The 22,450-nt window shown below is 69.6% G+C and carries 21 protein-coding genes and 1 pseudogene; 18 read left to right on the forward strand and 4 right to left on the reverse strand.

All coding sequences use genetic code 11. From position 1 onward, the window contains the following. Nucleotides 1-305 precede the first annotated feature (305 nt). The 9 genes from V1318_RS12365 (at nucleotide 306) to V1318_RS12405 (ending at nucleotide 8,046) form a co-directional block, all read left to right on the forward strand. Entirely contained in the window at nucleotides 306-497 is a 192-nt protein-coding gene (locus tag V1318_RS12365) for a hypothetical protein (RefSeq protein WP_332939981.1), read from the forward strand. Nucleotides 498-728: 231 nt separating this feature from the next. After that, on the forward strand, nucleotides 729-1,163 hold the full coding sequence (locus V1318_RS12370; RefSeq protein WP_332939983.1) for a hotdog fold thioesterase: 435 nt from the start codon (nucleotides 729-731) through the stop codon (nucleotides 1,161-1,163). Nucleotides 1,164-1,230: 67 nt separating this feature from the next. Continuing rightward, nucleotides 1,231-2,037 carry a lysophospholipid acyltransferase family protein gene (locus tag V1318_RS12375; protein ID WP_332939984.1) on the forward strand — a complete coding sequence of 269 codons (807 nt, stop codon included), beginning with the start codon at nucleotides 1,231-1,233 and terminating at the stop codon, nucleotides 2,035-2,037. 77 nt (nucleotides 2,038-2,114) lie between these two features. Then, nucleotides 2,115-3,104, forward strand: coding sequence for an alpha/beta fold hydrolase (locus tag V1318_RS12380; RefSeq protein ID WP_332940060.1), 990 nt, complete (start codon nucleotides 2,115-2,117; stop codon nucleotides 3,102-3,104). Between the two features lie 117 nt (nucleotides 3,105-3,221). Next, on the forward strand, nucleotides 3,222-5,294 hold the full coding sequence (locus V1318_RS12385; RefSeq protein WP_332939985.1) for a tetratricopeptide repeat protein: 2,073 nt from the start codon (nucleotides 3,222-3,224) through the stop codon (nucleotides 5,292-5,294). A gap of 108 nt (nucleotides 5,295-5,402) precedes the next feature. Beyond that, nucleotides 5,403-5,924, forward strand: coding sequence for an exonuclease domain-containing protein (locus V1318_RS12390; protein WP_332939987.1), 522 nt, complete (start codon nucleotides 5,403-5,405; stop codon nucleotides 5,922-5,924). A gap of 64 nt (nucleotides 5,925-5,988) precedes the next feature. After that, nucleotides 5,989-6,615: a YbhB/YbcL family Raf kinase inhibitor-like protein gene (locus V1318_RS12395; protein ID WP_332939988.1), complete on the forward strand. Its 627-nt coding sequence runs from the start codon at nucleotides 5,989-5,991 to the stop codon at nucleotides 6,613-6,615. Then, complete coding sequence (locus tag V1318_RS12400; protein WP_332939989.1) at nucleotides 6,612-7,400, forward strand: SDR family oxidoreductase; 789 nt, start codon at nucleotides 6,612-6,614, stop codon at nucleotides 7,398-7,400. Before V1318_RS12395 ends, V1318_RS12400 begins: the two co-directional genes overlap by 4 nt. A 49-nt stretch (nucleotides 7,401-7,449) precedes the next feature. After that, entirely contained in the window at nucleotides 7,450-8,046 is a 597-nt protein-coding gene (locus V1318_RS12405) for an RDD family protein (RefSeq protein ID WP_332939990.1), read from the forward strand. Between the two features lie 39 nt (nucleotides 8,047-8,085). Here V1318_RS12405 and V1318_RS12410 read toward each other — a convergent pair whose 3' ends face one another. The 3 genes from V1318_RS12410 to V1318_RS12420 all read right to left on the reverse strand — a co-directional run bounded on the left by V1318_RS12410 (nucleotide 8,086) and on the right by V1318_RS12420 (nucleotide 10,154). After that, complete coding sequence (locus V1318_RS12410; RefSeq protein ID WP_332939991.1) at nucleotides 8,086-8,892, reverse strand: META and DUF4377 domain-containing protein; 807 nt, start codon at nucleotides 8,890-8,892, stop codon at nucleotides 8,086-8,088. A gap of 135 nt (nucleotides 8,893-9,027) precedes the next feature. Then, entirely contained in the window at nucleotides 9,028-9,252 is a 225-nt protein-coding gene (locus tag V1318_RS12415) for a hypothetical protein (protein WP_332939992.1), read from the reverse strand. Between the two features lie 32 nt (nucleotides 9,253-9,284). Then, nucleotides 9,285-10,154: an undecaprenyl-diphosphate phosphatase gene (locus tag V1318_RS12420; protein ID WP_332939993.1), complete on the reverse strand. Its 870-nt coding sequence runs from the start codon at nucleotides 10,152-10,154 to the stop codon at nucleotides 9,285-9,287. Between the two features lie 278 nt (nucleotides 10,155-10,432). On the opposite strand from V1318_RS12420, the gene glnA reads away from it, so the two are divergent. From glnA to V1318_RS12455, 7 genes and pseudogenes are all read left to right on the forward strand, one after another. Beyond that, nucleotides 10,433-11,842, forward strand: coding sequence for a type I glutamate--ammonia ligase (gene glnA, locus V1318_RS12425; protein WP_332939994.1), 1,410 nt, complete (start codon nucleotides 10,433-10,435; stop codon nucleotides 11,840-11,842). Between the two features lie 67 nt (nucleotides 11,843-11,909). Further along, nucleotides 11,910-12,365: a GNAT family N-acetyltransferase gene (locus tag V1318_RS12430; protein WP_332939995.1), complete on the forward strand. Its 456-nt coding sequence runs from the start codon at nucleotides 11,910-11,912 to the stop codon at nucleotides 12,363-12,365. A 202-nt stretch (nucleotides 12,366-12,567) separates the two neighbouring features. Beyond that, on the forward strand, nucleotides 12,568-13,347 hold the full coding sequence (locus V1318_RS12435) for a TorF family putative porin (RefSeq protein ID WP_332939996.1): 780 nt from the start codon (nucleotides 12,568-12,570) through the stop codon (nucleotides 13,345-13,347). A gap of 28 nt (nucleotides 13,348-13,375) precedes the next feature. Continuing rightward, on the forward strand, nucleotides 13,376-13,714 hold the full coding sequence (locus tag V1318_RS12440) for a P-II family nitrogen regulator (RefSeq protein WP_332939997.1): 339 nt from the start codon (nucleotides 13,376-13,378) through the stop codon (nucleotides 13,712-13,714). A gap of 133 nt (nucleotides 13,715-13,847) precedes the next feature. Then, nucleotides 13,848-15,107: pseudogene (locus V1318_RS12445) on the forward strand (ammonium transporter); the annotation flags it as partial. 518 nt (nucleotides 15,108-15,625) lie between these two features. Further along, complete coding sequence (locus tag V1318_RS12450) at nucleotides 15,626-16,486, forward strand: AraC family transcriptional regulator (protein WP_332939998.1); 861 nt, start codon at nucleotides 15,626-15,628, stop codon at nucleotides 16,484-16,486. Between the two features lie 24 nt (nucleotides 16,487-16,510). Continuing rightward, nucleotides 16,511-16,870, forward strand: coding sequence for a VOC family protein (locus V1318_RS12455; RefSeq protein ID WP_332939999.1), 360 nt, complete (start codon nucleotides 16,511-16,513; stop codon nucleotides 16,868-16,870). Nucleotides 16,871-16,880: 10 nt separating this feature from the next. On the opposite strand, the gene V1318_RS12460 is transcribed toward V1318_RS12455, so the two are convergent. Continuing rightward, nucleotides 16,881-17,813 (reverse strand): AraC family transcriptional regulator, encoded by a 933-nt coding sequence (locus tag V1318_RS12460; RefSeq protein ID WP_332940000.1) that lies wholly within the window; start codon nucleotides 17,811-17,813, stop codon nucleotides 16,881-16,883. A gap of 238 nt (nucleotides 17,814-18,051) precedes the next feature. On the opposite strand from V1318_RS12460, the gene V1318_RS12465 reads away from it, so the two are divergent. After that, nucleotides 18,052-21,261 carry an efflux RND transporter permease subunit gene (locus V1318_RS12465; protein ID WP_332940001.1) on the forward strand — a complete coding sequence of 1,070 codons (3,210 nt, stop codon included), beginning with the start codon at nucleotides 18,052-18,054 and terminating at the stop codon, nucleotides 21,259-21,261. Continuing rightward, nucleotides 21,258-22,403 (forward strand): efflux RND transporter periplasmic adaptor subunit, encoded by a 1,146-nt coding sequence (locus V1318_RS12470; protein ID WP_332940002.1) that lies wholly within the window; start codon nucleotides 21,258-21,260, stop codon nucleotides 22,401-22,403. The genes V1318_RS12465 and V1318_RS12470 overlap by 4 nt, the downstream gene beginning before the upstream one ends. Nucleotides 22,404-22,450 lie beyond the last annotated feature (47 nt).

Here is a 22,450-nt window from a genome sequence, read left to right on the forward strand (position 1 = left end):
AAAGGGGGGCTAGGGGGGATTTGCTCCCCCCAAGGTGCCGCTCCAGGCCAACCCCGCCCCTCAACCCCCTCCACAGCCCCTCCAGCCGGTCACATCCCCCGGCATAGGTCGTCAGTCATGGGCGAATCGATGCAACCCCCGGCCCGCAAACCTCATCTCTATCAACAAGTTCCAGTGTTGCAGCCCGCCGCAAACAGACAGGTCTTTGGTGGGGTGACTTCCGGCATATGGAACAAGAGATCAGGTGTTGTACTCTACCAACACACCGAAGCACTATCACTCCCCCACCGACCAAGGACACCGCCATGAACGTCTCCAAGCTCTTCGACCGCAACGCCTCTTCCACGAGCAGCCAGAACCGCAACGCTCCCGTCGCCCCGGTCCGCCACGTCCACCGCGAACGCGATTTCGGCGTCGGCTACGGCAACAGCAGCGGCTACGCCAGCGGCCGTCGCTACACCAACGACTGGGCCCAGCCCCGCTTTCGCTGCGCGTAAGCACGGTGACGCCTTGGTCGAGTGTCGGTCCGCTCCATAAAGCCGGGACCGGCGCGCTGCGCCCCTCTCCACGCCGCGCGCCGGTCAGAAGGCCGAGCCCCCCGACCGTAATCCCCGCCATACCGTCCCACCCCCTAGACGCAGGGCAGCCTCCGATTCCCGGCTAAGGAATCCCCGGCTCACCCTGCGTTCTTTTTTTGGCCGCGGGCCCGCCTCGGCTATCGTGGCGGCATGAAAGCCAGCGACCGCCCCGTCTTCCGCAAGCCCAGCAGCCTCGAGCAGCTCAACGCCAGTTCGCGCAATACCGCGATGGAGCCCCTGGGCATCGTCTTCACCGAGATCGGACCCGACTACCTGCGCGCGACCATGCCGGTCGACGCCCGCACCCATCAGCCCTACGGCCTGCTCCACGGCGGCGCCTCGGTGCTGCTGGCCGAAACCCTGGGCAGTTCGGCCGGGATGATGGCGGTGGGCGAGGGCCAGGGCGTGGTCGGCATCGAGATCAACGCCAACCACCTGCGCGGCGTGCGCGAGGGCACGGTCACCGGCACCGCGCGGCCGCTGCATCTGGGCGGGCGCACCCAGGTTTGGGAGATCCGGATCGAGGACGAGGCCGCGCGCCTGGTCTGCGTCTCGCGCCTGACCGTCGCGGTGATCGCGATCTGAACCGGCCTGTGCCGCGATCGGACGCGCCGCGCTCGCCACACCCGCGAGGCTTCGGTATCGTGACAGGATGAATGCGCCGTCTCCCCACGCCGGCGCGGCCGCGCGCTCCGGCGCGTCGTCCGCGCGCGCGCTGCGTTACCTGATCCGCGTGCCGCTGCTGTCGTGGCATTTGCTGATCGACCTGCCGCTGGTATTGCTGCTGATCACGCCCCTGACCGCGGGCCTCCGGGTCGGCGACGAGCGCCTGGAACATCGCGCGATCCGAGCCTGGTCGGCCGGTCTGATGCGCATCTTCGGTTTCCGCCTGCGCCGGGTCGGCACGCCGCTGCCGGGCGCGGCGATGTTCGTCGCCAACCACGTCAGCTGGATCGACATCGAGGCCCTGCACAGCCAGCGCATGATGGGCTTCGTCGCCAAGCGCGAGATCTCCAGCTGGCCGGTCGTGGGCTGGCTGGCCGCGCGCGGCGAGACCATCTTCCATCACCGCGGCAGCACCGAGTCCCTGGGCGGCGTGCTGCACGAGATGCTGGCGCGCCTGCGCGCGGGCCGCTCGGTCGGCGTGTTCCCCGAAGGCGGCACCCGCGGCGGCGGCGAGATCGGCCCCTTCCACGCGCGCATCTTCCTGGCCGCGGTCGAGGCCGGGGTGCCGGTGCAGCCGGTCGCGCTGGTCTACGGCGAGGGCGGCAACGCCCAGGCCGTGGTCGCGTTCCAGGCCCGCGAGAGCTTCTTCGCCAACTTCGTGCGCCTGCTGGGCGAGCCCTCGCGCAGCGCCGAGATCCATTTCCTGCAGCCGATCCTGCCCGGCGAGACCGACGGCCGCCGCCGCATCGCCGATCTGGCGCGCCAGCGCATCGTCGAGGCGATGGGGCGTTGAAAGCCGGGGCCGGCGATCCCTACGATGGAGGCGCGCCTAGCCGCCACGCACACCCACCCGATGCCGCCGCCCCGATGCTGACCGCCGCCGACTACCGCCCGCCACGCTGGCTGCGCAACGCGCACCTGCAGTCGGTGCTCGGCTCCAGCCCGCTGCGCCGGCGCCGCGCCGAACTCCGCCTGGCGGAGCTGGGCGCGACCACCACCGAGCATCTGATCGACGGCGGCGACGGCGTGCGCCTGCACGGCCTGCACAGCGTGGTGCCCGGCGCCGCGTCGCGCGGACTGGTGCTGCTGCTGCACGGCTGGGAAGGCAGCGCCGAATCCAACTACATGCGCATGACCGCGGCGCAGCTGCTCAGCCGCGGCTTCGAAGTGTTCCGGCTCAACTTCCGCGATCACGGCAACACCCACCACCTCAACGAAGGCCTGTTCCACTCCAATCGCATCGACGAGGTGCTGCACGCGGCTTGCGATGTCGCCACGCGCTTTCCGCGCCGGCCGATGTCGGTGGCCGGTTATTCGCTGGGCGGCAACTTCGCCCTGCGCCTGGCCCTGCAGGCGCCCGCGGCCGGGCTGCCGCTGAGCCACGCGGCCGCGATCTGCCCGGTGCTGGATCCGGCCCGGACCATGGAGTCGATGGAGCAGGGGCTGCCGCTCTATCTGTGGTATTTCGAACGCAAATGGCGCGATTCGCTGGCGCGCAAGCGCGAGCTGTTCCCGAAGTTCCACGACTTCGACGACCGCACCCTGGGCCTGCGCATGCGTCCGCTGACCCAGTGGATGGTCGAGCGCCATACCGACTACGGCACCCTGGACCGCTACTTCGACGGCTATTCGGTGGCCGCCGACCGGCTGTCGCGGCTGCAGGTGCCGGTGAGCATCCTGATGGCCGAGGACGACCCGGTGATTCCGGTCGCAGGCTTCCGCGCGCTGGTGCTGCCGGCGAACGCCAGCCTGGAGATCGCGCCCTGGGGCGGGCACTGCGGTTTTCTGGAAAGCGCGCGCCTGGACGGGTTCGCCGAGCGCTGGATCGCCGATCGGCTGGAGTCGGTCGCGTCGCGTTGAGGCGGGCGGGAGGGGCGGGACGTCCGCTGAGGTCCCCGAACCTGCCCCATACGCCGCCGCCCGCCCGGCCCCGATCCTCCCGCTACAATGCGGGTTTGGCCTGAAGTCGCGAATCCCATGTACGAGACCACCCTCGATGCCCTGCGCCGCGGCGCGGCGGCAGAGGCACTGTCCGCCGCCCAGGAATTGGTGGCGGCGCAGCCGCACGACCCGCACGCGCACCGCTTGCTCGCCGCCGCGCGCCGCGCCGGTGGCGATCGCGACGGCGCCATCGCCGCGATCGATCAGGCCATCGCGATCGCGCCCGAAGACGCCAACCTGCATCTGGAACGCGCCGGCCTGCTGCTCGACGGCCGCCAGCTCGACCAGGCCCAGGCCGCGCTCGCGCAGGCGATCGGCCTGGATCCGAACCAGTTCCCCGCCTACGTCGTGCAGTCGCAGCTGGCGATCTCGCGCGGCGATCTCGACGAAGCCGAACGCCTGATCCGCACCGCCGCGCGCATCGCCCCGGATCATCCGCAGGTCGCCGCGGTCGAAGGTACCCTGCTGCTGCGCCGCGGCGACGCCGACGGCGCGCTCGCGCTGCTCAGCAGCGCCGCCGAACGCGCGCCGGACGAACCGCAGCTGCGCCACGCGCTGGGCTTCGCCTACCTCGCCAAGGGCCACTTCGCCTTCGCCGAGCAGGCCTTCCGCGGCATGCTGGAACGCTCGCCGGCGTCCTCGAACTCGCTGCGCGTGTTGCTGATCGAACTGATGCGCCTGCAGGGCCGCACGGTCGAGGCGGCCGACGATCTCAAGCAGCTGGCCGATGCCGACCCCAGCCCGGGCATGCAGCGCTGGCTGGGCGAGATCGAACTCGAAGCCGGCCGCGTCGACACCGCGCTGCCGCGCCTGCGTGCGGCGCTCGCCGCCGAGCCGCGCGACCGCCGCACCCTGTCGGCGCTGATCGAAGCCTGGCGCCGCCTCGGCGACGCCGACGACGCGCGCGCCACCCTGGAGGCGGCGCTGGCCACCCATCCGCAAACCGACGACCTGTGGCGCGCGCGCCTGCTGTTCGCGCCCTTCGCGGGCGAGGAAGCGCTGGCCATCGTCGAGCGCTGGATGGCGGCGATGCCCGACTACATCCCGGCCCTGGAGGCGCGCGCGACCATCCACGACCACGCCGGCGAACGCGAACAGGCCATCGCCATCGCCCACCGCATCGTCGAGCTCAATCCCGGCGACACGCGTTCGGAGCTGCGCATCGTCGACAGCCTGATGCAGACCGATGCCGACGCCGCGGTCGTGCGCGTGGAAAGTCTGCTCGCGCGCGCCTCGGACGAGCAGGTCAAACAGACCCTGCGTCATCTGCTCGCGCGCACCCTCGACAACGCCGGCCAGCCCGGCGCGGCCGCCGCGACCTGGGCCGAGCTGCAGGTCGAAGCGGCGCCGCAGCGCCTGCCGTTGCCGCCGGTGACCACGCCGCGCACCAACTGGCCGGACCTGACGCCGCTGCCGGACAACTCGCCGGGCGTGCTGCTGCTGTGGGGCCCGCCGGGTTCGCTGGTCGAGCGCATCGCGCTGACTTTCGATCTCGCCGGCGGCCCGCTGCGCGCCGACCGTTTCGGCTCCAATCCGCCCAACGATCCGCTGCAGCGCTACGGTACCCCCGACAGTCTGATCGACGGTTCGATGGACCCGGCCTACCTGATCAATCTGTGGCGCGCCGCGCTGCCGACCCGCGGCATCAACGACGGCGCGATCTTCGACTGGCTGCTGTGGTGGGATAACGCGCTGCTGCTGGCGCTGCGCCCACACCTGCCCGAAGCGGTGCTGATGCTGGTCCTGCGCGATCCGCGCGACATGCTGCTGGACTGGCTGGCCTACGGTTCGCCGGCGCCGTTCAAGCTGGAGTCGCCGGAAGCCGGCGCGCGCTGGATGGCGATGGTGCTGAACCAGGTCGCCGCCCTGCACGAACAGAACCTGTTCCCGCATCGCCTGATCAAGCTCGACGACATCTCGCAGGACCCGCAGGCGATGGCCGACGCGATCGCGCAGGCGTTGGAGATCACCATCGCGCCGATGCCGCCCGAGCAACTGGGCCCGCAACGCTTCGCGCCCGGCCATTGGCGCGCGTTCGCCGAGCCGCTGGCCGAGGCCTTCGCGGTGCTGACGCCGGTGGCCAAGCGCCTGGGCTATCCGGAAGCCTGAGTTCCACCGCGTCGGGTTCGACGCACGCAACACGGACGCGGGATGCGCGCATCCCGCGTCGGGTCGCCGGAGAGGGCTCCGGCGGCTGTAAGCAAGGAGAGAAGAGAATTGAGTTACATCATGGTAGACATCGAAGCCGACGGCCCCATCCCGGGCGACTATTCGATGATTTCGTTCGGCGCGGTGGTGGTCGAACCCGCTCTGGATCGCAGTTTCTACGGCCGCTTGCGGCCGATCTCGGAGCGCTGGATACCCGAGGCGCTCGCCGTCAGCGGACACAGCCGCGAAGACACCCTGGCCTTCGACGAACCCGCGGCGGTGATGCGCGCGTTCCGGCAATGGCTGGGCGACAACGCCAAGGGCCGTCCGATGTTCGTTTCGGACAACAACGGCTTCGACTGGCAATTCGTCAACTGGTACTTCCACCATTTCCTCGGCGCCAACCCGTTCGGCCACAGTTCGAGCAACCTGGGTTCGCTGTACAAGGGACTGGTCGGCGACACGTCCAGGAACTTCAAGCACCTGCGCCGCACGCGTCATACCCATCATCCGGTCGACGACGCGAAGGGCAACGCCGAGGCCCTGCTCGCCATGCGCGCGGACATGGGACTGCGCATCGTCCTGGTGTAATTTGTCGCATCAGCCGATGCCGCGCCGCGCAGGCATCGATCGCGAATCCTTGCCTGGAGGCGATATGCGTATCCATAGCGACAGTTTCGAACACGGCCGGCGCCTGGCCGCAGAATTCGCCGCCGGCCAGCCCACCGCCGACGGCTACGGCTTCGCGCCCAACCGCAATCCGCACCTGGCCTGGACCGAGGTGCCCGCGGCGACGCGTTCGTTCGCGCTGCTGTGCATCGACCCCGACGTGCCCACCGTGGCCGAGATGGTCGGCCGCGACGACGTGCAGATTCCGGTCGCCCAGCCGCGCACCGACTTCTGCCATTGGGCCATGGCCGACCTGCCGCCGGACCTGCGCGAGATCGCGGCCGGCAGCTGCAGCGACGGCGTGGTCGCGCGCGGCAAGGCCGCGCCGGCCGGGCCGCAAGGCGCGCGCCAGGGCCTGAACGACTATACCGGCTGGTTCGCCGGCAACGCCGACATGGCCGGCGACTGGCGCGGCTACGACGGCCCGTTCCCGCCCCCCAACGACCTGCGTCTGCACCGCTACTTCTTCCGCGTGTTCGCGCTGGACGTCGAACGCCTGCAACTGCCCGAGCGCTTCGGCGCCGCCGACGTGTTGCGCGCCATGCACGGCCACGTGCTGGCCGAGGCGGCGACCTACGGCACCTACTCGCTGAATCCCGCGGTCGCCTCGTGAGCGCGCGCGGCGACGGCGCGCGGCACGCCGATCCGCTGGCGATCGTCACCGGCGCAAGCCGCGGCATCGGCGCGGCGATCGCGCGCAAGCTCGCTGCCGACGGCTACCGGGTGCTCGCGGTCTCGCGTTCGCACGCAGCACTGGATGCGCTGGTCGATACGCTGCCCACGCCCTCCCTGGCGCTGGCCTGCGACCTGCGCGAGCCCGACGCGGCGCTGCGCGTGGTCGAACTGGCGCTGGAGCGGCACGGCCGCATCGACGCCCTGGTCAACAACGCCGGCGCCACTCCGCGCGGGGATTTCCTGTCCTTCTCCGACGAGGACTGGCAGGACGGCTTCGCGCTCAAGTTCTACGCCGCGATGCGGCTGTGCCGCGCGGCCTGGCCGCAGCTGGTCGCCAGCCAGGGCCGCATCGTCAACATCGCCGGCATCGGCGGCCGCACCGGCAGCGCCGAGTTCGCGATCGGCGGGGCGGTCAATGCCGCGCTGCTGAATCTGAGCAAGGTCCTGGCCGACCGCGGCATCGCCGACGGCGTGCGCGTGAACGCGGTCAATCCCAGCTCGATCGCCACCGAGCGCACCCAGCGCCGCATCGAGGCCCTGGCGCGCGAACGCGGCATCGAACCGGCGCAGGCCGCGGCCGAACTCGCCCGCCAGCTGCGCGTGGCCCGTTACGGCACCCCCGAGGAGGTCGCGCAGGTGGTCGCGTTCCTGCTGTCGGACGCCGCCAGCTACATGCAAGGTGCGATCGTCGACGTCGACGGCGGGCAGACCCGCACGCTCTAGCCGCCACCGCGCCGGGCTGCTACGTTTCCCGCAATTCCGGGGGGAACCGATGGACGAACAGAATCCTTACCGCGCTTCGGCCGTGGCGATCGAGGTCGCGCCGGTGCCGTTGGACATCGAGTCCGCCACCAAGGTGCGGCGCTTCTTCAACTGGCTGATCGACAAGCTCGTCATCTACACCTTGTGGGCGGTGGGTGGCGGAGTCGCCATCGCGATCTACGGCGAGCCGGTGGAACTGTGGTTCGAAACCTTGCCACGCCTGGCCGACATCGGCCTGACCTGGCTCAGTCTGGTCCTCTATTACAGCTTCATGGAGGGCGCCTTCGGTTTCAGCATCGGCAAGCTGATCACCGATACGCGCGTGGTCGACGAGTACGGTCGCCCTTTGGGCTTCAGGCGCGCGCTGCTGCGCAGTGTCTGCCGCCTGATTCCGTTCGAAGGCTTCTCGCTGCTGATGAGCGAGGATTCGATCCGTCGCGGCTGGCACGACTCGCTCTCCAAGACCTATGTGGTCAACCGCCCGCGCGACGGCGCGCCCGTGGGCAAGCCGCGCCGTTCGGTCAGCGACCTGTTCGCCGGCGGTGCGGTGCTGCCGTCGCCGGCAAAGACCGACGGCGAGGCGGCGGCGACGTCCGCCTTGCCGTAGCACTCGATCGCAGGCGCGGCCGCGCACGGCCGCCCCGGCTTACTTCTTCGCCACGATCTCCGACTCGACCACCATGTCCAGCACATAGGCCACCGACGACGCATCGGCCGGCGGGTTCTTGACGTCGTACTTCTTCACCCGCAGCACGTTGCGCACGCCGTCTTCGTGGGTGTAACCCTCGATGTCCTGGTACAGCGGCTGCCAGGCGGCGTCGCTCTTGATCGCCACGCCGTTGGGCTGGTAACGGCGCTCGCGCACCTGCAGGCACTGCATGTTCGGAATCAGCGGGTGCGAGCAGGCCGCGCGCTGCGGCGCGACCTCGAAGAACACCGTCGCGCCTTCGCCACCGTAGCGCGTGGCCGGCGTGGGATGGCCTTCGAAGCGCAGATGGTCGCCGTTGGCGGCGGTCAGCAGCAGGCTGGGCGCATCGCTTCCGCCTTCGAGCCGCGCCTTCAGCGAGCCGTGCAGGCGTTCGCCGATCGCGCTATCCAGTTCCATCAGGCGCCGGTCCGCGCAGGCCATCAGGGTGTGCGACATGTCGTCGAAGCCGATGGATTCGGCGTCGCGCGTGTAGCGGCCACTGGCGCGGTTGCAGCCGCCGCTGACGCTGACCCGGCCGCTGTTGAAGTCCAGCTGCAGCGGTCGCTTCGCATCCGGCGCGAGCGCGGCGACCGGCTGGCCGTCCTGGTCCTGCGCACTGACCAGGCGCCAGTGATAGGCGTCCAGACGCAGGTCCGCGCTCGCGGTGCCGGCCTCCTTGGCGGCGTCGCGCTCGGCGTCGGAGGCGGTGTTGGACGCGCAGGCGGCCAGGACCAGGCAGAGCAGGGCGGGGGCGAGGATCTTCATGATTCGGTTTTCCGTGACGGGTAACGAGTCGGGTTCAACGGATCGGCTCGTTGCGCGGGGTTGCGCCTGTTCATGATCGTTCAGCTCACGAAAAGGGTGAGTGAATTCCAGCCCATGCCAGGCCGCGAAGCGCGCTCAGGCGAACGGCGTAAAGATCAGCGCCACGAACAGCACGGCCCATGCGATGGCGACGGTGATCGCATCGAAGCGTGCGCCGGCCGCGTGGCCGAAACGCAGTTTCTGCGCCAGCAGGGCCGCCGCCGAGGCCGCGATGCCCGCCGTCATCAGCGCCAGCCTGTCGAGGCCATGGCGGCTTGCGTACCACAGCAACGCGCCGATCCCGGCCAGGGTCAGCAGCATGGCGGCGGGCGTGGCGCGGACCGAGTGGCGCATCAGCTCCCCGAAGGCATCAGTATCAGCAAGGCCGCGCCCAGGACGAAACGGTAAAACGCGAACGCGGTGAAGCGGTGGCTCTGGATGTAGTGCAGCAGCCACTTCACCGCCACGAACGCGGTGACCGCCGAGGCCGCGAACGCGACCGCCAGCGCGGTCCAGTCCTCGTTCGCCGCCGCCGGCGTGCCGATCACGTCCAGCAGTTCGTAGGCGGTGGCCGCGAACATGGTCGGTATGCCGACCAGGAAGGCGAACTCGGTCGCCGCCGCGCGGCTGGTGGTGCCCGCGAGCAGGGCCACGAAGATGGTCGCGGCCGAGCGCGAGGTGCCCGGGAACACGCCCGCGACCACCTGCGCCACGCCGACCAGGATCGCCACCGTCCAGGTGATCGTGGTGCGCTCGCCCAGGGTCTGCGCGCGCTTGGCCGCGTAGTGTTCGGCCAGCAGCATCCAGATGCCGCCCAGCACCAGCGCCCAGGCGATCGGCAGCACCTTGTCGGGCAGTTGGAAACCCAGCTTCTTCACCGCGATGCCCAGCACCGCGGTCATGCCGAAAGCCACCGCCAGCTTGAGCACGTAATCGAAATTGACCCGGCGCTCCAGCGCCAGGGCCTCGTCATGGCTATCGCCTTCCTTGAGGATGCGCGACCGGCCGTAGGGCATGAAGCCGGTCGCGAGTTGCCACAGGCGCTGGCGGTAGATCAGCACCACCGCCAGGATCGCGCCGGCCTGGATCGAGATGTTGAACAGATCCGAACGCTGGCCCAGCCAGTGCTGTGCGATCAGCAGGTGCCCGGTGCTGGAAATCGGCAGGAATTCGGTGATGCCTTCGATGATGCCGAGCAACAGCGCGGCGAGCAGATCGGTCATTGGAAAGCCGGGATTCGGGATTTGGGATTGGGGATTCGTAGAGCGGCGAGCGAAGCCATTGACGCCCACTTCGGGCAACTGCACCAAATTGGTGCTGTTGCCCGAATTTGTGCGCCAAGATGGATCATTGTTGCGGCGCGTCAGATTTTAATTCTATATAAATCAATTTCTTAAAAACAGGTGGAACTTGGCACGCTGCTTGCTTTGCTTAGAGGCAGGCGGCTGCATGCCCTGAAGTTTTGCACGAATCCCCCTTCCCTAATCCCGGACCCTAATCCATGTCCCTCGAACACGTCGAAAAGCTCATCAAGGACCACAAGGTCGAATTCGTCGATCTGCGCTTCACCGACATGCGCGGCGTCCAGCACCACGTCACCTTCCCCAAGTCCATCGTCGAGCCGGCGCTGTTCGAGGACGGCAAGATGTTCGACGGCTCCTCGATCAGCGGCTGGAAGGGCATCAACGAGTCGGACATGATCCTGCTGCCCGACGCCTCGACCGCGGTCCTGGATCCGTTCACCGCCGATCCGACCCTGATCCTGACCTGCGACATCCTCGACCCGGCCACCATGCAGGCCTATTCGCGCGATCCGCGCGGCGTCGCCAAGCGCGCCGAGGCCTACCTCAAGTCCAGCGGCATCGCCGACCAGGCCTTCTTCGGTCCGGAACCGGAATTCTTCATCTTCGATTCGGTGCGCTACGCCAATGAGATGGGCCACACCTTCTTCCATATCGATTCGGAAGAAGCCGCGTGGAACTCGGGCAAGGAATACGAAGGCGGCAACAGCGGCTACCGTCCGGGCGTGAAGGGCGGCTATTTCCCCGTCGCTCCGCTGGACTCGCTGCACGACATCCGCTCGGAGATGTGCAAGACGCTCGAAGCGGTCGGCATCGAAGTCGAAGTGCACCACCACGAAGTCGCCAACGCCGGCCAGTGCGAGATCGGCACCAAGTTCAACTCGCTGGTCGCCAAGGCCGACGAGCTGCTGACGATGAAGTACATCATCAAGAACGTCGCCCACCGCAACGGCAAGACCGCGACCTTCATGCCCAAGCCGATCGTCGGCGACAACGGCAGCGGCATGCACGTGCACCAGTCGCTGGCCAAGGGCGGCGTCAACCTGTTCTCCGGCGACGGCTACGGCGGCCTGTCGCAGATCGCGCTGTGGTACATCGGCGGCGTGTTCAAGCACGCGCGCGCGATCAATGCCTTCACCAACTCGGGCACCAACAGCTACAAGCGCCTGGTGCCGGGCTTCGAAGCGCCGGTGATGCTGGCCTACTCGGCCCGCAACCGTTCGGCCAGCTGCCGCATTCCGTACGTGGCCAACCCGAAGGCGCGCCGCATCGAAATGCGCTTCCCCGATCCGATCCAGTCGGGCTATCTGACCTTCGCCGCGCTGATGATGGCCGGCCTGGACGGCATCAAGAACCAGATCGACCCGGGCGCGCCCAGCGACAAGGACCTGTACGACCTGCCGCCGGAAGAGGAGAAGGGCATTCCGACCGTCTGCCATTCGCTCGACCAGGCCCTGGAAGCGCTGGACAAGGACCGCGACTTCCTCAAGGCCGGCGGCGTGTTCACCGACGACTTCATCGACGGCTACATCGCGCTGAAGATGCAGGAAGTGACCAAGTTCCGCGCGGCGACTCACCCGTTGGAATACCAGATGTACTACGCCGTCTAAACCCCGAAGCGCGACGGCGGCACGCGCCGCCGCCGCGCCAGGAACCGCGCCACCGCCAGGAGCAACCATGCAGATCCGTGCCGGCGAACTGGACCATCCCGAGGTGATCGCGCTGCTGCGCGAACACCTGCAGGGCATGGCCCGGTTGTCGCCGCCGGAGAGCGTGCATGCGCTGGACCTGGACGGCTTGCGCAGGCCCGAGATCAGTTTCTGGAGCGCGTGGCAGGGCGGGGAACTGCTCGGCTGCGGCGCGCTCAAGCAGCTCGATCCTGGGCACGGCGAAATCAAATCGATGCGCACGGCCGCGCCGCACCTGCGCAAGGGCGTGGCGGCGGCGATGCTGGAACACCTCGTCGGCGAGGCCGGGCGACGCGCCTATCGGCGGCTGAGCCTGGAGACGGGATCGATGGCCGGTTTCGAGCCGGCGCGCAGCTTGTACGCGCGCTACGGCTTCGAGCCCTGCGGACCCTTCGCGGACTATGTCGACGACCCCAACAGCGTCTTCATGACCAAACACCTGTAGACGCACCCGGCGGCCCGTGGCGAAAGCTACGGGCCGCTCGCTTTCCAAGTCCACCACCACAACCAGGAGATCTCAACGACGGGCTCGCCCGCCGCAAGGCGACCGCGTGCCGAAAAAAGCCGGGCAACGACGAAACGCCCGCGCCGCAACAACACGAATGCACTGACCGGGGAGGGGCCACCGCTTATGAGGAGCCTGCGTCATGTCGTCTCGTACCAACGCCTGCACCACCGCGACCGCGCACGCCGCGCTCGCTCTCGCGTTCGCCCTGCTTGCGGCGAACGCGCCCGCGCACGCCGGTACCTCGGGTTCGGTGAGCTTGACCAGCGATTACATCTTCAGGGGAGTTTCGCAGACCAACCAGGAGCCGGCCCTGCAGGGCGGCATCGAATACGCCGCCGACAGCGGCTTCTACGTCGGCGCCTGGGGCAGCAACGTGAGCTGGCTGTCCGACACCGTCGTCGTCGGCGACGACATTTCCAGCAGCCTGGAGCTGGACGCCTACGCGGGTTACCGCGGCAAGGCCGGCGAGATCTTCGCCTACGACGTGGGCGCGCTGTACTACTGGTACCCCGGCGACTATCCGGGCGGCTTCAACAGCCCCGACACCGCCGAGCTCTACCTGGGCGCCACCGTCGCGCCGGTGGAAACCGTCGCCCTGGGTTTGAAGTACTCCCACGCCCTCACCGATCTGTTCGGTTACGCCGACTCGGACGGCAGCGGCTATCTCGACGCCTCGGTCAACTGGACCTTCCAGCCCGGCTGGACGCTGAACCTGCACGGCGGCAAGCAGTGGATCAAGAACAACGAAGACTTCGAATACACCGACTGGAAGCTCGGCGTGACCAAGGCCTTCGACAACGGCTTCTCGATCGCCGCGGCGTACACCGACACGGACGCGGAAGAGGCGCTCTACACCAACGCGCACGGCAACAACATCGCCGAGGACGCGTTCACCCTCACCCTCACCAAGGCGTTCTGATGCGCCAACGCACCTACGGAGCTGCGAGATGAAACTGATCACCGCCATCATCCGGCCGTTCAAGCTCGACGAAGTGCGCGAGGCGCTGACCGAGGTCGGCGTTTCCGGCATCACCGTCACCGAGGTCAAGGGCTTCGGACGGCAAAAGGGACACACCGAGCTGTACCGCGGCGCCGAGTACGTCGTCGATTTCCTGCCCAAGCTCAAGATCGAATGCGCGGTTCCCGACGGCCTGCTCGAGGCCGCGCTGGAAGCGATCCAGAACGCCGCGCGCACCGGCAAGGTCGGCGACGGAAAGATCATCGTGCAGCCGGTCGACACCGCGGTGCGCATCCGCACCGGCGAGCTCGACGACGACGCCCTCTGACCCTGACGCGAGATCCGACATGAAGACGCATGCATTAGATTCCCGCTCGCGCGAGCGGTCGTTGCGAACCCTGGCCCTGGGCGCGCTGCCCCTGGCCGCCTGGCTGGCCCCGATCGCGGCGCGCGCGCAGGACGCCGCCGCCGCGGCCGAACCCGTGGTCGACAAGGGCGACGTCGCCTGGATGCTGACCTCGACCCTGCTGGTGCTGTTGATGACGGTGCCCGGACTGGCCCTGTTCTACGGCGGCCTGGTGCGCTCCAAGAACGTGCTGTCGGTGCTGATGCAGGTGCTGGCGGTGTTCTCGTTGATCGTGCTGCTGTGGGTGGCCTACGGCTATTCGCTGGCGTTCGGCGGCGGCGGGCCCTGGATCGGCACCTTCGACAAGCTGTTCCTGGCCGGCGTGACCAAGGAAACCCTGGCCGCGACCTTCACCGCCGGCGTGTCGTTGCCGGAGTACGTGTTCGTCGCCTTCCAGTCGACCTTCGCCGGCATCACCGGCGCCCTGATCGTCGGCGCCTTCGCCGAGCGCATCAAGTTCTCGGCGGTGCTGCTGTTCTCGGCGCTGTGGTTCACCTTCGCCTACCTGCCGATCGCGCACATGGTCTGGTACGGGCCGGACGGTTATCTGTTCGCCAAGGGCGCGATCGATTTCGCTGGCGGCACCGTGGTCCACATCAACGCCGGCGTCGCCGGCCTGGTCGGCGCCTACTTCGTCGGCAAGCGCGTGGGCTACGGGCGTGAGGCGATCAAGCCGCACAACGTCACCTTCACCATGATCGGCGCGTCCCTGCTGTGGGTGGGTTGGTTCGGCTTCAACGCCGGCTCCAATCTCGAAGCCACCGCCGGCGCGGCGCTGGCCTTCCTCAACACCCTGCTCGCCACCGCCGCCGCGGCCTTGGCCTGGAGCCTGGTGGAGGCGGTGATCAAGGGCAAGCCGTCGATGCTGGGCGGCGCCTCCGGCGTGGTCGCCGGCTTGGTCGCGATCACACCGGCCTGCGGCACGGTCGGGCCGATGGGCGCGATCGCGATCGGCGCGGTCGCCGGCGTGGTCTGCGTGTGGGGCGTGCACGGGCTCAAGCGCCTGCTGCGCGCGGACGATGCGCTGGACGTGTTCGGCGTGCACGGCCTGGGCGGCATCGTCGGCGCCCTGCTCACCGCGGTGTTCAGCTCGCCCTCGTTGGGCGGCTACGGCCTGGGCGCGGGCAACGACAGCATCGCCGCGCAGCTGGGCGTGCAGGCCCTGAGCGTGGGCATCACCGTGCTGTGGTCGGGCCTGGTGTCGGTGCTGGCCTTCGTGGTGGTCAAGCTGGTCTGCGGTCTGCGCGTGGCGGAAGAATCCGAACGCGAAGGCCTGGACATCACCTCGCACGGCGAAACCGCGTACGAGAACTGAGCGCATGGGCCGGAGGGGCTTCCCTCCGGCCCGGCCCACGGGGCGCATGACCTTCGACCCCTCGCAGCAGCGGCGCGGACCGCGTCCGACTGCACACGCCGTAGCGGCACGAACCGTAGCCATGCGCGACTCCGCGCCGCTGCTGCGAGGGGTTCGCGGGTACGCGGGCGGACCCGTCCATGGTTCGACGGTCTCGCCACGAACGGGCCGTGGGAACACGTAGCGCTTGGGTCCGCCCCGTCCTTTGGAAAAAGGAGGGGGGAGGATTTGCTTTGCGCGCCCACGCGGGCGGCCCGTTCCTGGTTGGACGAGCTGGCGCCCGGACGGCGCTCGAATTCTCCCTCGCAACGACGGCCGTAGGGTGTGGTGAGCGCAGGCGAACCGCACCGCTGCGCCACGCCGGTCCCGCGCGACGATGCGGTTGTCTCCGCACTCTGTGGGCAACGCGGGCAAGCGGTTCATTCATGACCCGAAGCGGACGCCACGCCGGCATACACCCACGGTGCTAGCATCGCCGCATGCACGTCACCACGCTGCTGCAAGGCCCGCTCACGGTGGTCGACTACCGCTGCCAGTCCGGCCCGGAGGATGCGCCCTTCCTGGAGGTGCACGGCCGCCATTCGCTGGCCTACGTGCGCCGCGGCAGCTTCGGTTACCAAGCGCGCGGGCGCAGCTACGAACTGGTCGCCGGCTCGGTGCTGGTCGGCCGGCCGGGCGACGAATACCGGTGCAGCCACGATCACCACCTGTGCGGCGACGAGTGCCTGTCCTTCCATTTCGCCGAGGAACTGGTCGAGGAATTGGCCGGCGCGGGCCGCGGCATGGCGCGCCATTGGGCCGCCGCCGGCTTGCCGCCGCTGCCGCAGCTGATGGTGCTGGGCGAGCTGGCCCAGGCCGCCGCCGACGGGCGCAGCGATCTGGGCGTGGACGAGCTCGGCCTGCTGTTCGCGCAGCGCTACCTGGGCCTGGTCGGCGCGCGCGAGGCCGGCGCGATGCGGCCGCCGGCGCGCGACCGCCGCCGCGCGATCGAGGCCGCGCTGTGGCTGGACGCGCATGCGCACGAGGCGGTCGATCTGCAGCGCACCGCCGCCGGCGCTGGCCTGAGCGCCTTCCATTTCCTGCGCCTGTTCTCGGCCGTGCTCGGCGTGACCCCGCACCAGTACCTGCTGCGTGCGCGCCTGCGGCGCGCGGTGCCGCTGCTGGCCGACGAGCGCCGGCCCATCACCGAGGTCGCCTACGACAGCGGCTTCGCCGACCTGTCCAACTTCGTGCGCACCTTCCGCCGCGCCGCCGGGGTCTCGCCGCGCGGCTTCCGGCGCGCCGCGCGCGGCGACCGCAAGATTCTCCAAGAACGCATCCGCGCCTACGCCGCAAGCTGAGCCTCCATTCGAGGAGGTTCCGCCATGTACGACCATATCGGCCTGAAGGTCCGCGATCTCGACGCCAGCCTGCGCTTCTACGAAGCCGCGCTGGGCGCGCTCGGCCACCGCTTGGACTCGCGTTACGAGGGCGGCGCCGGGCTCGGCCCGGCCGGCGCGCCCGCGCTGTGGCTGTACGAAGACGCCGCCGCCCAGGGCCAGAGCCACATCGCCCTGCGCGCGCCCGATCGCGCCAGCGTCGACCGCTTCCACGCCGCCGGCGTCCAGGCCGGCGGCCGCGACAACGGCGCCCCCGGCCTGCGCGCGGACTACGGCCCGAGCTACTACGCCGCGTTCCTGATCGACCCCGACGGCCACAACGTCGAGGCCGTATGCATGGACTGAGCCGGCGCGCTCAGCCCAGGCGCGCGCTGCGCACCTGATCGATCTCCGAACGCGGCGGCGCGCCGAACAGGCGCTTGTACTCGCGGCTGAACTGCGAGGCGCTTTCGTAGCCGACCTTGTGCGCGGCCGCGACCGCCTCGATGCCGTCGATCAGCATCAGCCGGCGCGCCTCGTGCAGGCGCAGCTGCTTCTGGAACTGCAGCGGCGACATCGTGGTCACCGCCTTGAACTGGTGGTGCAGCGAGGAGGTGCTCATGTGCACCGACTGCGCGAGGTCGTCGATGCTCAGCGGCTGCAGGTACTGCTGGCGCAGCATCTCGACCGCGCGCGCGATCCGGTGCGAGCGGGTGTCGGCCATCGCCAGGTCGCACAGGCGGTGGCCGAGGTCGCCGACCAGCACGCGGTAGAAGATCTCGCGCAGCGCGATCGGCGCCAGCACCGGCAGGTCGGCCGGCGTTTCCAGCAGGCGCATCAGGCGCAGCACCGCGTCCAGCAGCGGCGCGTTCACGCGCGCGGCGTACAGGCCGCGGTCGATGCCGGTCGACGGCGCCTGCGGGCCGGCGTCGAGGATCAGCGCGGCGATCTCGTCCGGGTCGATGTCCAGGCGCAGGCAGAGATAGGGCTTGTCCGGCGTGGCTTCGGTGATCTGGCCGATCATCGGCAGGGTCACCGACACCACCAGGTAGTTCAGCGGGTCGTAGTGGTAGGTCTCGCCGGCCAGCATCGCCACCTTGCTGCCCTGCGCGACGATGCACAAACGCGGCTCGTACAGGGTCGGCTTGCACGGCGTCGGGGTGCTGGAGCGGATCAGGTACAGCTGCGGGACGGCGGTCGGATGCACGCCGTCCTCGAGGGTCAATCGGGCAATCCGGTCGGCCAGCTCCGCCTGCGGGGCGCAAACCCCATTGCGGGCGGCAGACTCGGCGGAAGTGTTGGCGTTCATGGCTTCCAGCATCCGGCAGGGATGGGGGGATTATGTTTGCGGATCCTGCCCTTAGGCAGGGGTGGCCGGCGAAATTGCAGGATTGGGCAACGATTCGACAGCATCGTACTAACTGCGCGGGGGCCTGGGCGCCTAACGTAGTTTCACCCCCCGACCCGACCGGTCCCGTCCCGGCGTAGCGCGCCTGCGCCCGCCCCGACGCCCCGGCCGAGGTTCCCTCGCACCGGGATACGTCGCGATGTGGATCGTTCAATACGCGCTCGACCGCCGTTACACCATCGGCGTGCTGGCTATCCTGATCCTGCTGTTCGGCGGCATGTCGGCGCGGCGCATGCCCACCGACATCCTGCCCGAGGTCGGCATCCCCTCGATCAACCTGGTCTGGACCTATAACGGCCTGCCGGCGGCGGACATGGCGGCCAAGCTGACCTCGTTCTCCGAGGTCGCGATCATGAACACGGTCGACGACCTCAAGGAAGTGCGCTCGGAGACCATCAACGGCGCCAGCATCGTGCGCATCGACTTCCAGCCCACGGTCAGCCTGGACCGCGCCCTGGGCCAGATCACCGCGGTCTCGCAAACCATCCTGCGGCGCATGCCGCCGGGCACCTCGCCGCCGCTGGTGGTGCGCAACAACGTCTCCAGCACGCCGGTGCTGCAGCTGGTGCTGTCCTCCGATTCGCTGACCGAAGCCCAGCTCTACGACTACGCGCGCCTGCAGTTGCGCTCGCAGATCCAGACCATCCCCGGCATCCGCATGACCCTGCCGTACGGCGGCGCGGCGCGCCAGATCATGGTCGACCTGGACCCGGCCGCGCTGCAGACCTACGGCCTGACCTCCAACGACGTGACCACGGCGCTGGAGCGCGGCAGCCCGACCCTGCCCTCGGGCGCGATCCGCGAAGGCGCGCGCGAGCTGCAGATCTCGCTGGACACCAGCCCGGCGACCGCCGCCGAATTCCTCGACCTGCCGGTGGTCACCCGCAACGGCAGCGTCATCTACGTGCGCGACGTCGCCTCGGTGCGCGACGGCGGCGCGCTGCAGACCAACGTCGCGCGCATGGACGGTTCCAGCGCGGTGTCGGTGGCGCTGATCAAGCTGGGCGGCGCCTCGGCGGTGGAGATCGTGCGCGCGGTGCGCGAGCGCCTGCCCGAGATCGAGGCCTCGGCGCCGCCGGGCATGCGCATCGAACCGATCTTCGACCAGTCGGTGTTCGTCGACCACGCGATCGGCTCGATCCAGCACGAAGCGCTGCTGGTCGGCCTGCTGGTGGCGCTGGTGGTGCTGGTGTTCATCGGCTCCTGGCGCTCCAGCCTGATCGTGCTGTCGGCGATACCGCTGGCGCTGCTGGCCTCGGTGGCCTTGCTGCACCTGCTGGGCTACACCTTCAACGTGATGACCCTGGGCGGCCTGGCGCTGGCGATCGGCATCCTGGTCGACAACGCGGTGGTCGACGTGGAGAACACCAACCGCAACATCGCCCTGGGCAAGGACGTGCGCACCGCCATCCTCGACAGCGCCCGCGAGGTGGTGTTCCCGGAATTCGTCTCCACGGTCGCGATCTGCATCGTGCTCACGCCGATCCTGTTGATGACCGGCCTGTCGGCCTGGGTGTTCACGCCGCTGGCGCTGGCGGTGATCTTCGCCATGGCGGCCTCGTTCCTGCTCTCGCGCACCCTGATCCCGGTGCTGTGCTATCTGCTGCTGCCGGCCGACATCCAAAGCCGCAAGCAGCCGCGTTGGGCGCCGGAGAAGGCGCTGCTGGCGCTCAACCACCGCGTCGAGCACACCCTGGACGGCCTGCGCGAGCGCCACCACGCGCTGCTGCTGCGGCTGGGCCACCACGGCGGCGTGCTGGCGCTGGCGGCGCTGTTGCTGGTCGCGTTGGGCGCGGGCTCGGCGCTGCTGCTGGGGCGCGAGTACTTCCCGCAAGTCGATGCCGGCCAGCTGCGCCTGCAGGTGCGCATGCCCTCGGGCATGCGCCTGGAGGAAACCTCGGCGCGCCTGACCCAGATCCAGCGCGAGATCCGCAAGATCATCCCGCCGCAGGAACTGCAGACCGTCTACGAACAGATCGGCGTGCCCGACGCGGTCAACCTGGCCCTGGTCGACAGCGCCGTGGTCGGTTCCTTCGAAGCCGAGGTGATGCTGCAGCTGCGCAGTCCGCACGGGCCCAGCAGCGTCTACCTGCGCCAGGTGCGCGAGCGCATCGCCCAGAAATTCCCCGACGTGAAGGTGTTCGAGCGGCCGCCGGACGCGACCAGCCGGACCCTGGCCGGCTCCGCCGCGGCCGCGTTCGAGGTGCGCCTGGTCGGCCGCGACGTCGCCGGCAACCTCGCCCTCGCGCGCGAGATCGAACAACGCCTGCGCCAGGTGCCCGGCGCGGTCGACGTGGCCCTGCGCCAGGTCCTGGACCTGCCCGAATACCAGGTCAGGATCGACCGCACCCGCGCCGCCCAGCTCGGCCTGGACACCCAGCAGGCCAGCCGCGCCGTGCTGGCGGTGCTGGGCTCGGCCGGCACGGTGTCGCCGGTGTACTGGACCGACACCGTCAACGCGATCGCCTACACCGTGCAGGTGCAGGCGCCGCCGGCGCGCCTGGGCGACATCGACACCCTGTTGAACATGCCGCTGCGGATCGGGCCCAACGGCCAGGCCGTGCTGTTGCGCAATATCGCCACGGTCACCCCGCGCACGGTGCCGGCCAGCATCGGCCGCACCACCCTGGCGCCGACGATCAGCGTGCTGGCCAACGTGCAGGGCACCGACCTGGGTTCGGTCTACGACCGTTTGACCGCGATCACCCACGAGATGGAAGGCCGCCTCAAGCCCGGTAACCGCATCGAGATCGCCGGCCAGGCCGGCGAGATGCAGAGCGCCTACGGCGAACTCGCGGCCGGCCTGCTGATGTCGGCGGTGCTGGTGTTCCTGGTGCTGGTGGTGAACTTCCAGTCCTGGATCCAGCCGCTGGTGGCGATGTCGGGCCTGCCGGTGGCGATCGCCGGCGCCGCGGTCGGTCTGTTCGTCACCGGCACGCCGCTGAGCGTGCCGGCGCTGATGGGCGTGATGATGGTGATCGGCGTGTCCACCGCCAACAGCGTGCTGGTTACCAGCTTCGCGCGCGGCCTGATCGCCGAAGGCCACGACCCCGAACTGGCCGCCTACGAATCCGCCGCGGTGCGCCTGCGCCCGGTGCTGATGACCGCCAGCGCGATGGTGCTGGGCATCGTGCCGATGGCGATCGGCCTGGGCGAGGGCGGCGAACAGAACGCGCCGCTGGGCCGCGCGGTGATCGGCGGCCTGCTGTTCGGCACGCCGGCCACACTGGTGCTGGTGCCCTCGATCCTGGCCGTGCTCGGCCGCCATATCAAACGGCGCGCCGCGCGACACGCGCACGCCGAATCCACCGCCGCCGCCGGCATCGCCGGGGCAGGAGCGACGCCATGAAGACGAAGACCGACCCTAGCGCGCATATCGCCGCGCGCACCGCACTGGCCCTGGGCATCGCCCTCGCCGCCGCCTTGGCCGCCGGCTGCGGCCGCAGCGATGCCGAGACCGTGCCGGCGCGCGGCCTGCCCGAAGTGCTGGCGGTGCCCGCCAAAGCCGCCGAGGGCGAACTCGAACTGCGCCTGCCGGCGCGCGCCTACGCCGGCGAATCGGCGCAGATCTATGCGCGCGCCACCGGCTTCGTGCGCGAGCGCCAGGCCGATCTCGGCGATCGCGTGGTCGCCGGGCAGGTATTGGCGACGATCTCGGCGCCGGAAGTCGATCAGGCCGTGCGCGAGGCCGTCGCCGACCTCGGCCAGGCCAACGCCGACCGCGAACTGGCCCAGGTCAACTTCGACCGCGCCCAGGTCCTGGTGGGTTCCGGTGCGATCTCCAAGGAGATGTACAGCGACCGCAAGGCCAATCGCGATGCCGCCGACGCCGCGCGCGCGGCCGCCGAGGCGCGCCTGACCAGCGCGCGCGAGCGCAGCGCGTTCCAGAGCGTGCGCGCGCCGTTCGCCGGCGTAGTCTCGGCGCGCAACATCGAACGCGGCGATCGCGTGGTCGCCGACTCGGCCGCCTCGGCGACGCCGATGTTCGAGATCAGCGCGCTGGATCCCCTGCGCATCGTGGTCGACGTGCCGCAGAGCGCGGCGCTGCAGGTGCATGCCGGCCTGCAGGCGGAAGTGCGTTTCCCGGAGCTGCCGGGCGAGACCTTCCAGGCCGAAGTCGCGCGCAGCGCGCAGAGCCTGTCGCGCGAGTTGGGCGCGATGCGCGTGGAGCTGCGCCTGGCCAATGCCGACGGCCGCATTCCCGCCGGCATGGTCGGCGAAGTGCGTTTGAAAGTGGCGCGCGCGGCGCCCGCGGTGCTGGTGCCGGTTTCGGCGGTGCTTCAAGGCGGCGCCGGCCCGCGCGTGGTCGCGCTGCGCAAGGATTCGACCCTGGAGTTCCGCAGCGTCGGTCTCGGCCGCAACCTCGGCGGCGAGATCGAGATCGTGTCCGGGCTGGCGCCCGGCGAGACCGTGGTGCAGGCGCCCAACGCCTTGCTGGCCGAGGGCGACAAGGTGCGGGTCAAGCCGCCGGTGGCGCCAGCCAAGTCCTGAGCCGGGCGCGCCCGTACACGGCGCGCTAACGCCGGCAACAGTCGCGC

Origin of the sequence: Lysobacter sp. CCNWLW3, from assembly GCF_036697405.1 — a bacterium.
GTDB lineage: Bacteria > Pseudomonadota > Gammaproteobacteria > Xanthomonadales > Xanthomonadaceae > Lysobacter.

Excerpts from the sequence above, each read along its gene's own strand:
- V1318_RS12370 (WP_332939983.1), top strand. The coding sequence starts at position 729 with ATGAAAGCCAGCGACCGCCCCGTCTTCCGCAAGCCCAGCAGCCTCGAG.
- V1318_RS12460 (WP_332940000.1), bottom strand. The coding sequence starts at position 17,813 with ATGAACGCCAACACTTCCGCCGAGTCTGCCGCCCGCAATGGGGTTTGC.
- V1318_RS12405 (WP_332939990.1), top strand. The coding sequence starts at position 7,450 with ATGGACGAACAGAATCCTTACCGCGCTTCGGCCGTGGCGATCGAGGTC.
- V1318_RS12395 (WP_332939988.1), top strand. The coding sequence starts at position 5,989 with ATGCGTATCCATAGCGACAGTTTCGAACACGGCCGGCGCCTGGCCGCA.
- V1318_RS12465 (WP_332940001.1), top strand. The coding sequence starts at position 18,052 with ATGTGGATCGTTCAATACGCGCTCGACCGCCGTTACACCATCGGCGTG.
- V1318_RS12375 (WP_332939984.1), top strand. The coding sequence starts at position 1,231 with ATGAATGCGCCGTCTCCCCACGCCGGCGCGGCCGCGCGCTCCGGCGCG.
- V1318_RS12430 (WP_332939995.1), top strand. The coding sequence starts at position 11,910 with ATGCAGATCCGTGCCGGCGAACTGGACCATCCCGAGGTGATCGCGCTG.
- V1318_RS12455 (WP_332939999.1), top strand. The coding sequence starts at position 16,511 with ATGTACGACCATATCGGCCTGAAGGTCCGCGATCTCGACGCCAGCCTG.
- V1318_RS12385 (WP_332939985.1), top strand. The coding sequence starts at position 3,222 with ATGTACGAGACCACCCTCGATGCCCTGCGCCGCGGCGCGGCGGCAGAG.
- V1318_RS12450 (WP_332939998.1), top strand. The coding sequence starts at position 15,626 with ATGCACGTCACCACGCTGCTGCAAGGCCCGCTCACGGTGGTCGACTAC.
- V1318_RS12435 (WP_332939996.1), top strand. The coding sequence starts at position 12,568 with ATGTCGTCTCGTACCAACGCCTGCACCACCGCGACCGCGCACGCCGCG.
- V1318_RS12470 (WP_332940002.1), top strand. The coding sequence starts at position 21,258 with ATGAAGACGAAGACCGACCCTAGCGCGCATATCGCCGCGCGCACCGCA.
- V1318_RS12440 (WP_332939997.1), top strand. The coding sequence starts at position 13,376 with ATGAAACTGATCACCGCCATCATCCGGCCGTTCAAGCTCGACGAAGTG.
- glnA (WP_332939994.1), top strand. The coding sequence starts at position 10,433 with ATGTCCCTCGAACACGTCGAAAAGCTCATCAAGGACCACAAGGTCGAA.
- V1318_RS12365 (WP_332939981.1), top strand. The coding sequence starts at position 306 with ATGAACGTCTCCAAGCTCTTCGACCGCAACGCCTCTTCCACGAGCAGC.
- V1318_RS12415 (WP_332939992.1), bottom strand. The coding sequence starts at position 9,252 with ATGCTGCTGACCCTGGCCGGGATCGGCGCGTTGCTGTGGTACGCAAGC.
- V1318_RS12410 (WP_332939991.1), bottom strand. The coding sequence starts at position 8,892 with ATGAAGATCCTCGCCCCCGCCCTGCTCTGCCTGGTCCTGGCCGCCTGC.
- V1318_RS12420 (WP_332939993.1), bottom strand. The coding sequence starts at position 10,154 with ATGACCGATCTGCTCGCCGCGCTGTTGCTCGGCATCATCGAAGGCATC.